Annotated in this window: 8 protein-coding genes and 1 pseudogene; 5 read left to right on the forward strand and 4 right to left on the reverse strand. The window is 40.3% G+C overall.

Going from position 1 to position 12,357, the window contains the following annotated elements:
- Positions 1–72: 72 nt before the first annotated feature.
- The 3 genes from C9J12_RS09960 to C9J12_RS09970 form a co-directional block, all read right to left on the reverse strand.
- The gene (locus C9J12_RS09960) at positions 73–546 is read right to left on the reverse strand and encodes a GNAT family N-acetyltransferase (RefSeq protein ID WP_107242571.1); all 474 of its coding nucleotides are present in this window, start codon (positions 544–546) and stop codon (positions 73–75) included.
- Positions 547–724: 178 nt separating this feature from the next.
- On the reverse strand, positions 725–2,692 hold the full coding sequence (locus tag C9J12_RS09965; protein ID WP_107242572.1) for an alkaline phosphatase D family protein: 1,968 nt from the start codon (positions 2,690–2,692) through the stop codon (positions 725–727).
- 112 nt (positions 2,693–2,804) lie between these two features.
- Complete coding sequence (locus tag C9J12_RS09970) at positions 2,805–3,689, reverse strand: LysR family transcriptional regulator (protein ID WP_107242573.1); 885 nt, start codon at positions 3,687–3,689, stop codon at positions 2,805–2,807.
- Positions 3,690–3,790: 101 nt separating this feature from the next.
- On the opposite strand from C9J12_RS09970, the gene C9J12_RS09975 reads away from it, so the two are divergent.
- Positions 3,791–5,158 (forward strand): MATE family efflux transporter, encoded by a 1,368-nt coding sequence (locus C9J12_RS09975; protein WP_107242574.1) that lies wholly within the window; start codon positions 3,791–3,793, stop codon positions 5,156–5,158.
- A gap of 171 nt (positions 5,159–5,329) precedes the next feature.
- Here the strand turns inward: C9J12_RS09975 and C9J12_RS09980 are convergent, their stop codons facing one another.
- On the reverse strand, positions 5,330–6,802 hold the full coding sequence (locus C9J12_RS09980; protein WP_011221927.1) for an aerolysin family beta-barrel pore-forming toxin: 1,473 nt from the start codon (positions 6,800–6,802) through the stop codon (positions 5,330–5,332).
- A 591-nt stretch (positions 6,803–7,393) separates the two neighbouring features.
- Here C9J12_RS09980 and C9J12_RS09985 point away from each other — a divergent pair.
- The 4 genes and pseudogenes from C9J12_RS09985 to C9J12_RS10000 all read left to right on the forward strand — a co-directional run.
- Positions 7,394–7,683 (forward strand): annotated as a pseudogene (locus C9J12_RS09985) (IS6 family transposase); the annotation flags it as partial.
- 23 nt (positions 7,684–7,706) lie between these two features.
- Complete coding sequence (locus tag C9J12_RS09990; RefSeq protein ID WP_107242710.1) at positions 7,707–8,591, forward strand: AraC family transcriptional regulator; 885 nt, start codon at positions 7,707–7,709, stop codon at positions 8,589–8,591.
- Positions 8,592–8,891: 300 nt separating this feature from the next.
- Complete coding sequence (locus tag C9J12_RS09995) at positions 8,892–10,775, forward strand: sensor histidine kinase (RefSeq protein WP_227876318.1); 1,884 nt, start codon at positions 8,892–8,894, stop codon at positions 10,773–10,775.
- Complete coding sequence (locus C9J12_RS10000) at positions 10,772–12,127, forward strand: sigma-54-dependent transcriptional regulator (RefSeq protein ID WP_107242576.1); 1,356 nt, start codon at positions 10,772–10,774, stop codon at positions 12,125–12,127. Before C9J12_RS09995 ends, C9J12_RS10000 begins: the two co-directional genes overlap by 4 nt.
- Positions 12,128–12,357: the final 230 nt, after the last annotated feature.

Below are 12,357 nucleotides of genomic sequence, written 5' to 3' on the forward strand. Positions count from 1 at the left end.
TTTATAATTTGTATATTTAAGAGCCGTCATATTATTAATATAATATATTGAACAGCGCTGAAAATGACTCTTTTAATTTAACTTTTTAGACAAAATACGTGATTGTGTTTCAAAACCAAGTGTATCGTAAAATTGTTGTGCACCGTCATTAAAAGCCATCACTTCAAGCCTCATTTCATCTACACATTCACCAATGGCCCATAATTCAACAGCTTCCAACAACTTCTTACCAATACCCTGACCTTGATATTCATCCGAAACAACGATTGTTCGTACTCGACATAGCTTTTTCTTTTGAAGAAACGTTACTGTTGTATTTTCAGTAATACTCGCAAGTACAAACCCTGTTATTTCATCATTTCTTTCAGCAATAATAAATACCGTGTTATCAGCACTAAAATTACTTCGCCAGTAACTTCTATCTCGGTGAAGCCCTTCAGGTTCAGCAAAAACATGGGGCGCGCCATTATAATGCTGGGTATTTATCTGTTGTGCGAGAAAGCAAATGCACTCTAAATCCTTTTCTACCGCTATTCGTAAATTCATAATGAGTTTTTATGCGTCCCTAGTACATTCACACCTTAAACATCTTGCCACCAGAGTAACGTAATAACATTGCTAGACATGGCATCTATAAAACTAGTCTTTAATTTTTTCTGATTATTATTATGTGACTGATTAATTCTTCGTTCATACACAGATTATAATGCTGGATACAAGCATATCACTTAATGGGTGGAAACGTTATTCGCTCCCCTTCTGCGGTCAGAATAGAAATATCACAAGGCTTGCCTTCTGCATCTAAACGGAGCTCACCTATCGCACTGCGATTAATTAACCGATGACCACCAGCAACATCAGGATCACGTTTACTGATTTTTAAACGCTTACGTTTAGTAAACCAGTTCAATGGCGAATGCGGACTATATAAAGCACGATCCATTGCATCACAGAAACGGAGTAATTGATTAGGAAATTCATTCTTAATCCCGCTACAGGTTATTTGGTAGATATTGGGGCTGCTGCGACGAAAGCGCATTTTTATATCGTAAGCAAACGAGTAATGCACATCACCTGATAAGATCACGAAATTGGTTGGCGTCTTAGTATGCGTGAAGATACTCAATAATGTATTGGCCGAGCCCGGATGCGTCATCCAGTTCTCAGCGTCAATCACTAATGGCTGACCAATCCACGTCATTGCTCGCTGCAATGTTTCGATAAACTTCACACCAAAGATGGGCGCTGCCGATACGATGATCACAGCTGGTTGATGCAATAACTCATGCTGCATTTCAATTAACGCTTCCCAGTCCATCAAACCTGATGGCTTATTCATTTTAGATTCTGAGCGCCAACGACGAGTACGCGTATCTAGAACAACCATTTTAGGTGTCGTTTCGATGGTGTAATGCCATCGTTCAAATCGATATAAATGATCGATAAAAACATCTTGATGGTTAGCCGTGGGTGTAGCGAAATATTGCCTCGCGAGCATTAAAAATGATTCATCAAAATTCTGAGGGGCATTACCCCAACCCTGACATAACCAATAGCTTAATAAACCATTACCGATGATTCTTCGCGAAAAGGCATTGTCGTTAGCGGCTTTCTCCCACCCTACGGTTAAATTCCAATCATCAGTTACATCATGATCATCAAAAATCATATAGGTAGGAAGATGCGCCATTAAGCGTTGAACTTGCGGTAAACCTGCAACAAAATCATCAATATTCTGTTTTTCATCTTGCCAAAGCTGTTGCCATTTAGGCGTGAGTATCTGCTCACCACTGCGGAAGTCATTTTTTTGTAATCGCGAGGAATCGACTAATGCCCACAACTGCGGTGACCAGACTAAAATATACATCGCGAAAAACTCACTAAAAGTAATTAGATGGTTTTCGCTTTCACTTGAACTAAAAACGGGTGAACCACGATGGGGAACCCAGCTGGTTGATAGTCCTTTCTTTCGCAAGAATGTACGAAATAGTGAGGCTTCATCATGGTAGTGCGGCAAGATTTTATCACGGCCATAAAAGTTACAGTCGTGCTGATACAAACTCACACTATCTGCGACGGGGCTTTGTACAAACGTCTCATCAGGTAAACCAAGTAAGCCAATCACTTGTTGAATCACATCCAACATGGGGCCAGCAACATGATCGGCATAAATCTGATCACCACTCATCATTAATAATGACGGGCGCTCAAGCGGCTTTTGTCCAGCTACTTTGTTATCGGCTGCCACTAAACTGTCTTTGCTAGGGTAATGCGGATTTCGGCATGAGCCATGCAACACGTAATCTGCTCGGGGGTTAATCGTGAACGATAGACGCTGTTCTTCGTTATATAAAAGGCTGGGTACTAAATGCGTGATATCGCCATCTTGAGTATCCAATTGATATTCCAATACCGTATCGATTGGAAAATCACCCTTAAACTGGGCTAATACTACCCAAGCAGATTTGCCGATTTGGATCTGTGCTTGCTCATCTATCGTCGCATGGTAAAACGCTCGCTCTTCACCTTCATGGAATAATGAAAATGTAGCAGCAAGAGGTTTAGATGTGACTAACCAAACGGTAATTTCGGTTGGTGTTACTTTTCGTAAAATAGGGCCAGCAAGCAATAATGGTAAGGCTGCTGCATAACCAGTAGAAGAAGATATAACAGTAGACGAACTATGAGACATAAACAGAATACAACCCTAACTAGAGACTTCACTAGAAACCATCAATAATCATACTCTGTTTTCAAGTGAAAGTGAGTCACCGTAATGTAAAGTTATGAATAGACTTGAGAGGTTAGGAGACTTCCGAAAACATTATCTCCATCTGTGAGTACATCCAATTCATGACTGGACCATTGCCTTTATCACGACGTTTCACTACGCCCATTTCAACCACTAATGAATCGGGAATATGTTTAGTTGATAATTCAACAAGATCATTGGTATACCACTCTGCACTTGCTACATGTTCAGGCACTAATGCCCAACCAACACCACGAATCACCAGCGCTGTAATATAGTAATAACTGTCTATGTGCCAATATTGAGAAGAAATAGCTTTTGCCAGTGTGTCTCCCATACGATCACGGATCACTAATTGGCGATATTGGTTAAGATCAGCAAGTGTCGGCACTGCAATCTTTGAGAGTGGATGGTTAGCAGAAATTATTAATGACTGACGAAACTGCCCTGTCGGGACAAACTCAAGGCTGTCTGGTAATTCTTTGAGATAGAACAAGATACCAAGATCCGCTTTTTTTTCATCAACCCATTGAGCTATATCATCTTGAGAGCCATTGATAATGGTTAACTTTAATAATGGAAAACGTTGGGCGATTTCTGCAAAGAAACATTCAAATGCAACAATGGGTACAGCCTCATCCATTGCCACTGTTAACGACAATTCTTCGCCAGAACTCACAGTCAGTGCACGAGACTGTAAACGCTGACATTGGGCTAACACCGCTTGGGCTTCGATGAACATATCTTCACCTTGCTGCGTCAAAACAGGCAACCGTGCCGTTCTATCAAAAAGTTCGAACCCTAAATCAGCTTCTAAATTAGCAATCGCGGTACTTACTCTCGATTGTGCCTTTCCCAGTTTTCGTGCTGCAGCAGAAAATGAGCCTTGCTTAACGGCAGTAACAAACGCTTCAAGTTGATCCAATGTCCAATTCATTTCTCACCCCAAAAGTATCCGAAATTCGGATGGATACTAACTTCCGTCAATCTGTATAACAAGCATAATGTGTTTCATCATATTCAGTGAAAGACAATTCTATGCAAGACAATACAATTACTATCGATTCTAATGAATCCATTGCTCGTACCTTTTGGCGCTATGCTATTCCTTCTATCGCAGCGATGGTTGTTAATGGTTTATATCAGGTTATCGATGGTATTTTTGTTGGTCATTACGTGGGCTATGAAGGTCTTGCGGGTATTAATATCGCGTGGCCGATTATTGGTATTATTGCTGGTTTAGGCATCATGATCGGCATGGGTGCCGGTAGCTTACTGTCAATTTATCGTGGTGAAGGCAACAATGCTAAAGCACAACAAACACTGTCTAGCAGCCTTTGGTTAATTGCGCTATTTGGTGCGGTATCCATGCTATTTATTCATTACTTTGGTTCGACATTACTCACAGCGCAAGGTGCTATTGGTAATACCCTTAACTTTAGCCTCGATTATATCAATGTATTCACTTGGGGTGCGGGGTTCACTATAGCTGCTGGCGCGTTGCCGATGCTTATCCGTAATGATGACAGCCCTAACTTTGCTACCGGATTAATGATTCTGGGCGCAGTGATGAACATCATTCTGGATTATCTATTTATTGGGCAATTTGATCTCGGTTTGAAAGGGGCTGCCATCGCGACAGTTATTTCACAGCTCACCGTCTTTATTATTGGTGTGGGGTACTTTTTCTCGGCTCGTTCTCAGATCAAAATAAATAAACTAACCTTCAATTTTGCGATTGCTTCGAAAGCGGTAACACTTGGAGCATCGAGTTTATGTATGTTCTTGTACTTTAGCTTCATTGTCGCATTACACAATAAGCTTTTCATGGTGTATGGCACTTCTGTACATGTCGGCGCTTTTGCCATTATTGGTTATTTAGGCACCATGTATTATCTAATTGCGGAAGGTATTGCTGGTGGTATGCAGCCACCAGTAAGCTACTATTTTGGTTCTAAACAAATAGATAAGATTAAAGCAACAGTCATGCTGGCATTAAAAATCATTCTGATTTCTGGTGTTGTTTCAGTCGCACTATTAAATATGTACCCAGAAACGGTAATCAGCTTGTTCAGTAAAAATGACCCATTGCTGCTTGCAGAAACACAAAATGGTTTACGTTTACACTTGTTTGCTTTGTATCTTGATGGCTTTATTTTCTTAGCTTCAGTATATTTTATGGCCGTAAATCAAGGCGGAAAAGCGCTCGCCATTTCAATCGGCAATATGCTGATCCAACTGCCATTTTTGTATTTTTTACCACAATGGTTAGGCGTAGATGGTATTTGGCTTTCTGTTCCGATTTCAAATATTGTGCTTACTCTAATTGTTGCACCTCTTTTATGGCGAGATATTCAACGTAGCAGTCAAAAGCATTCAGAATTAATCACTAATATGGCTAGCTAACACCAACCTTTCACCAAGGCTATCTTAGTTTCAACGTGTATTACCGCTCGCTCATCAATAAATTGAGCGAGCGGATGTCGAGTAGCGGCAAGTGAAGTACCTCAATATCGAAAGAAGAGCAGCTATTGTTAACAAAGTTTGCTGCTCTTGCTTAAACCTATCTGGGATTAATTACATAGATGTCGTTTGGCTGATAATGTCCTCAACTGGTTCTATGTTTAGCTGAAAGTCCTTAATGCCTAGTTGTTCTAGCTCTTCTTTTGTTGCAATAGGAGCTGAGCCTACACTTCTTCGTACTCGTCCAGCGCGTTCATCATTGCCATAGAATGGTTCATCAGCTAAGTACGTTACATCAGCAACGTATGAAGAGTCGGCATGGAAATCACCTGAAACTTTAGTCTTAATCGGGCGAAGAGCATCACTTACAGCCCATTTCAGAGCGTCTTTACCATGCTTGTCAACAAGCCACGACCAATCCCAAAAATCCGTACCCAGTGGCGTATGTGGGTGCTGATATTGGTAAAGTAAGTTTGTGGCGGGTGTAGAACCTCGGCCAACAGTATAGGTGATTGATTTAGTTGGTCGATTTTCATCATGACTTAACAATGCATTTCCGCCCCACCGCATAAATGATGTCAGAGTTACGTCATAGCTAACTTGTGCATTAAATTTATAAGGGTAATCAACGGTCGCCTTTTCAATTTTTAGGAAAACAGGAATTTGCGTGTGTGGAGGAACGTTAACAACAGCTACATCAGAAATTGTTTTTTGCGAACTTTTACCGTCAGTAGTCGCAAATGATTGTTCTGCACCTAGCTCAAGCGATAATTCTGTTTCACCGATAAGAGGGAATTTAAATTTACTTTTCGAGGTTACTTTTTCAGAATATTTATAAGTATCCGTCTTCGACCAGTTAGTGGATTCAGAGTAACTATATGTTAGTCGTCGCTGTTGCATTGTACTAGAAGCATTCTTGGCGTAACCAACGATATAGCCATAGGATTCTTTATCTGATTCAACTTTTTTACCAACCCAAAGAGTTGAAGGTTCGACTTCATAGTTAAAATTAGTGAATTCCATCTTTAATCGTTCATCGCAACGGTAGCCGTTACAATTACCATTATTGTATCCTGTAACAAGGAAGTCATGATCGCTTTGTCGCGTAACTACCATGTCTTCACCTGCGTATTTACTACGGGTGCCTCCAGCCCAAGCGAATCCCAGCGCGTTAGCCAGTCGAGCCCATGGCTGATAGAATTCAACTTGGTTTATTAAATCCCATTCAACAGTAAGAACATCATTTTCAGGAATGTTAATCGGAGACATATCATAAATTTGAGGTATTTCTATTTTAGTCGGAACACAGAAAGTCGTATGCCATAATCCATCTTGTTTAATTTCGTATCCATAACCAGAACCCATAATTACATATCCATCAGCAAGATTAGTAATTTGCCATTCACCCATTTTATTTGTTAGAGCTGTTCCTAAAAAACGAGCTTCACTGCGAGTAATTGGTCGATATTCTGAATTACAGGTTTGACCTTGTATATCTAAATCGTAAATAGTTATTTGAGCACTCGCAATATTGGGGTATGCAAACGCTCCCATGATGCTTAGAGCTAACATGCTAAGTTTTTTCATTTATATAATTCCCTAAACTTCGAGTTTAATTACCGTTGATAATTAGGAGTTTTGGCCGAGACCAGCAATAGGTCATAATTTTTGATTTTAATTATTATTAATTCTCCTTAAGGTTATTAGACATACGTACATCTTTAGCTGCTTTCCGTTAATACAACTGGCCAGATCACTGTCTGCCTATCTGGGCAACACGCTCAGCCCCAGAGTGGCCAGAATAGCCAATACTATTATTGAACTCGTTACTCACACCTTTATCTTTCATACCACTACTTTAAGCGAGTTATTAGTGTTTTTAAGGCATTTAGTTTGTGTATTGTAAATAAATAATTATATTTGCAATTATCATTGCCGTATTCACTGAGCCCAATGTACAGCATTTTTTTGCTTTCACGCAGTGATCTGGCTCACCTTATATGTATGGAATATTGTACATTCCGATGGGAATTTAATTTCTGTGATTTTATTTCAGAGAATAAATACTCATTAGCCTGCATATAAAGTGGCGGTAATCAAAAATACTCGAATCGGCTCTGTTGCAAAAAATCAGACTAGGCTCAGAATTCCACCTTTCCCATCTAATCTAGCGACTCAATGATCAACCCCGAATTCAAATGGAAACACTTTGCCTCTGAAATCATTCTTTGGTGTCTGCGTTGGTATGGTTCGACCATTTATCGTTGGTTTATTGAATATGCCTCGGCATTACGCAAGAAGTTACGTCGTCATCAATTCATCCAGACAGACTCTTCGTGGTAGCTCGATGAGACTATGTCCAAGTAAAGGGGAAATGGCACTGCATTTATTTGAGCAATTTTGTACAAAAAAAGGGTTCCCGAGTAGGTTATGATGAAAGGAATAGCAAATTAACGCTGTGTTTCCTTTTTTAATTTACTGGGTGGTGGTGATGTCTGAGTCAAAAAATACAAGCCGACAAACTCGCACCAAAAAATCGCCAGCAATCAAAGAACAAGCCACCTACCGCTTCGCAGATGAACTCGGCGGCTTAGAAGTATTGGATGCGCAGTACCATCATCAAAATTTTTCCCGTCATAGCCATGAAGGCTATACCGTTGGAGTGATTGAAAAAGGTGCGCAAAAATTCTATCGAACAGGTGGGAACCATGTCGCTCCCCAAGGCAGTATTATATTGATTAACGCCGATGATGTTCACAGCGGTCACTCAGCAGCAGAAGGCGGTTGGTCATACAAGGCGATGTATCCCTTGCCTGAACAATTTGAGCAAATCCGAAAAGAGTTAAACGCTCCATGCACAAGTGCACCCTATTTTTCTGATCCTGTGATTTACGACCTCGAACTCGCTAATCAATTACGTTTAGTTTTCGATACCTTAGAAAAATCGTCTAACCGTTTATTGCGTGAAACCTTATTGTATAGCGTACTCACAAAGTTAATGTGTAAGCACGGTAAAGGTCGGACAACGCTGAACGATCCACCGAAAAGCCAGCGTCAACTTGCGCTTGTTAAAGAGTTTTTAGATGACTTCCCCAGTGCTGATATTACCTTGCAAGAATTGGCGCAATTAGCCTCAATAAGCCCTTTTCACTTAGTACGCTCGTTTCAAAAAGCCTTTGGTTTGCCGCCGCATGCTTATCAAATTCAGTCTCGGTTACGATTGGCTAAAAAGCTCATTAGCCAAGGACATAAAATTTCTGATGCCGCACAAGAAGCAGGCTTTCATGATCAAAGCCACCTACACCGCCACTTCAAAAAAGCGATTGGTATTACCCCTGGGCAATTCGCTAAACATCTAAAGATAAAGAGTCAGTAGCAACCGAAACAGCACAATCCCCACTTGCGTAACTAAATATCAATTAATTACTAAAGCATTGATTAATTAAACTTGTATTGAGTACCCCAACTGCTTTTTATCATCAACAAGACGATTCCCCTCAAAAATCAGCGTTCTATTTTTACATTGTGCAATGTATGAACACATTAACCTGAAGAATAAACGATAAAAATATCATTTAGATTAACAATATGAGACGTTAACACAACGTTAACAACTTATATTGTGATAACTTCGTTTCTCTGCTCTTATAGCAAATAGGTTGTCATGGGAAAAGCTATGTTCAAATGGAAAGGAATTGAACTTCGACTTGTATTGGCACTCGCAATGCTGTCGATGACAACGTTGTTTCTTTCTGGTATATCATCTTTTACTTTCAACAATTTAAATCAACGTTTAGTCGCCTTAAAAGAAAGTGATATTCCCGCCTTAGAGCAAGCTGCACGATTGAACGATATGGTTCGAATTATCATTACGACCTCTTCTGAGCTCAGCGAGGCAGAATCCAATATCGAACGTGATCAAGCCATGGAGAAAATCGAACACGCTATCCTAACCATGGATAACATCATGATCCAGTTTCCTGAGTATCATTCTTATTACAAAGATCTTATTGCACAGGTCAGCAATAGCCTCAGCTTATTGTTTCAGAGTGAAATAGAATCTCAGCATCTGAATCAAGAACTACGCAACCTGCTCGAAGGGTTTTATCCATTATTAAAACAAGCCAGTACTTCTCTCGATCAATTATCAGAAAGCAGCAAAAATAAAATCCAATATGCGCAACTCAAATCTTTGCTGTACTACCAATTGGGGCTAGTGGAAAAACTCTATAACGATTCCAGCTTTAATGAATTGGATTACACCAGCTATCGCCTAGAACAAATCGGAGAGGAATGGTGGAAACTTTGGGCAACCGGTAATGTTAAACAAAATCACCCAATTCTTGATCAACAGCTCACCGTTATCTACAACCTCGCGTCAAATAACAGCAGTTTATATGCACTTAAAAACAAAGCGATCGACCATCGCTATCAAGAGCAATACTTCCTACAAAATAGCCGTAAACACCTCAACCAACTGATCGTACAGATAGAAAGTAACACCGCAAAAATGAACCGTAATATCGACACGTCGATCAGCCAAGCACAGCTATCTTTAATGGATAACCAACGTCTGTCTTTGCTCCTTTCAATATTCAGTGTGGTCGCAGCAGCGGCGATTTCATGGTTCTACGTGCGTAAAAATATCCTGCAGCGCTTACTTCACCTAAAAGACAATATGTTCGCTATTTCAACGGGTCATTTAGATACTGAAGTCGCCATTAGAGGGCATGATGAAGTAACTCAAATGGCAAAATACCTCACCGTATTCCAAACAACCGCCAAAGTGGTTAAGCAAACCAATAGAAAACTAGAAGCCGAAGTTGAAGAACGAACACTAGCAGAAGAAAAGCTAAGAATTACCCAAGATGAATTAATCCAAGCAGGTAAATTAGCGGCTTTAGGGCAACTGAGTGTAGGTATTACCCATGAAATCAATCAACCACTTACAGCAGTAAATAGCCATGTACGCAGTGCACAGCGATGGCTAGAAAAACAGAGAGTCGACAAGGCGCTGATTAATTTAAAGAAAATAGAAGTGTTATTAGATAAAACAGCGGCCATCACTCGTCACTTAAAAGCATTTTCACGTAAAAGCGATGGCAAGATGGAAGACGTCGATCTCGCTAACGTGATCCAAGATGCTATCGAATTATTTGAAAGTCGCCGCAATAACATCGTTATTCATTATTCCAACCCAACGTCTTATTGGGTTCGCGCTAACAGCATTCGATTAGAACAAGTGCTGGTCAATCTCATTAGTAATGCTATCGATGCTGTCGAACACAATCCAGCCCCACAAATAATCATCACAGTCGGTGAATCATTATCCATGGTTCAAATTATCGTAAAAGACAATGGTGCAGGGATCCCAGCCGAAGATATCCTACATATATTCGATCCATTTTATACCCGAAAAGTATCAGGCAAAGGCTTAGGGTTAGGCTTATCCATTGCCTATAACATCATTAAAGACTTTGGAGGATCGATTCGAGCGGAATCTATCCAACACCAAGGCACAAAATTTATTGTCTCTCTACAGCAAGGCACACAATTATGATTTTAGACAAGCACATTATACTCATCGATGATGAACTCGACGTTGTGGAAGCCGTTAGTGAAATGTTGGAACTAGAAGGCTTTCAAGTCAGTACCTTTACCGACCCAAATCAAGGCTTGAAGTCACTCAACCCAAGTAGTCGTTCAGTTGTATTGTGTGATGTCAGGATGCCCGCGATTGATGGATTAACACTTCTTAGTGCTATTCAACACAGAGCGCCCAATGTACCCGTTTTATTAATGAGTGGGCATGGTGACATACCTATGGCAATCGAAGCGATGAAACTAGGCGCTTTCGATTTTCTTGAAAAACCGCTCAATGCTGATGAAATAATTGATAAATTGAATCTCGCATTAACCCAATGTCAACAAATCCAAACTGCTCAATCCTCAAGTGATACAGCGCCTGAAATTCCCATAGAAGCAGCCATCATTGGCCAATCAAAATCCATTGAGAATATTCGCAAACAAGTTTTAGCGCTTGCTCATACTGGTGTAGATACCATCATCAATGGTGAAACAGGCACAGGAAAAGAAGTTATTGCTCGTGCGTTGCACACCTTCAGCCGCCGCAAAGACAAACCCTTTGTCGCCATCAACTGCGGGGGAATGACAGAGAGCATCATTGAAAGTGAATTGTTTGGTCATGAAGCAGGATCGTTTACCAGTGCGAATAAAAAACGTATTGGAAAACTAGAACAAGCCAATGGTGGCACTCTATTTCTTGATGAAATTGAAAGCATGCCTATTGCAGTGCAAATTAAACTTTTGCGCGTCATTCAAGAACGTGTGATTGAACGAGTAGGCGGTAATGTTCTGATCCCAATCGATATTGTTGTTATTGCTGCCAGTAAAGCCGATCTCGTCAAACTCAGTGAATCGGGGGCATTTCGATCCGACCTCTTCTATCGCCTCAATATTGCGAGCTTACACCTCCCTTCATTGCAGGAACGTAAAGAAGACATCCAACTGTTATTCCGACATTTTGTTATTCAAGCGAGTCAAAAATATAAAACACGCCCTTCCACTATTTATGCCGAACAAATACAACAACTGTGTCGTCACGCTTGGCCAGGAAATGTCCGTGAATTACGTAATGTCGCAGACCGTTTTGTACTGGGCATTGTCGGAGATGGCTTCGACTTGCAAACGCCTATCACTGAGTCTTGTAGCGACGATTTTGCTTTTGAAAAACAGATGGAGCAATACGAAAGAAATGTACTAACTGAAGCCCTTATCGAGACATTGGGTAACATCAATGAGGTGTCGGCTAAACTCAATTTACCCCGTAAAACCCTTTACCGAAAAATGAAAAAACATCAGCTTGATAAAGACAATTTTAAAACACAATAAGACCACATCGTTCTAGCATTAACACAAATACAAACACAGAGACACAAATGACCCACAAACCATAATATAGAACATCGACTTATAATAAGACCATGTTATTTAACAGTTTTAATACTTGGCACAATGCGTGCAATTATCCATGCGGTGACGAAATGTCACCCGTTACTGGTTTTATTTACACAACCAGAAAAATGGATAATTTTCGATAATTGCTTATTGCAAGGAGATAA

Source organism: Photobacterium frigidiphilum (assembly GCF_003025615.1).
GTDB classification, from domain to species: domain Bacteria; phylum Pseudomonadota; class Gammaproteobacteria; order Enterobacterales; family Vibrionaceae; genus Photobacterium; species Photobacterium frigidiphilum.

What these genes read in the sequence shown, in the direction of transcription:
- C9J12_RS09960 (WP_107242571.1), bottom strand. Translation starts at nt 546, where the DNA reads ATGAATTTACGAATAGCGGTAGAAAAGGATTTAGAGTGCATTTGCTTT.
- C9J12_RS09965 (WP_107242572.1), bottom strand. Translation starts at nt 2,692, where the DNA reads ATGTCTCATAGTTCGTCTACTGTTATATCTTCTTCTACTGGTTATGCA.
- C9J12_RS09970 (WP_107242573.1), bottom strand. Translation starts at nt 3,689, where the DNA reads ATGAATTGGACATTGGATCAACTTGAAGCGTTTGTTACTGCCGTTAAG.
- C9J12_RS09975 (WP_107242574.1), top strand. Translation starts at nt 3,791, where the DNA reads ATGCAAGACAATACAATTACTATCGATTCTAATGAATCCATTGCTCGT.
- C9J12_RS09980 (WP_011221927.1), bottom strand. Translation starts at nt 6,802, where the DNA reads ATGAAAAAACTTAGCATGTTAGCTCTAAGCATCATGGGAGCGTTTGCA.
- C9J12_RS09990 (WP_107242710.1), top strand. Translation starts at nt 7,707, where the DNA reads ATGTCTGAGTCAAAAAATACAAGCCGACAAACTCGCACCAAAAAATCG.
- C9J12_RS09995 (WP_227876318.1), top strand. Translation starts at nt 8,892, where the DNA reads ATGTTCAAATGGAAAGGAATTGAACTTCGACTTGTATTGGCACTCGCA.
- C9J12_RS10000 (WP_107242576.1), top strand. Translation starts at nt 10,772, where the DNA reads ATGATTTTAGACAAGCACATTATACTCATCGATGATGAACTCGACGTT.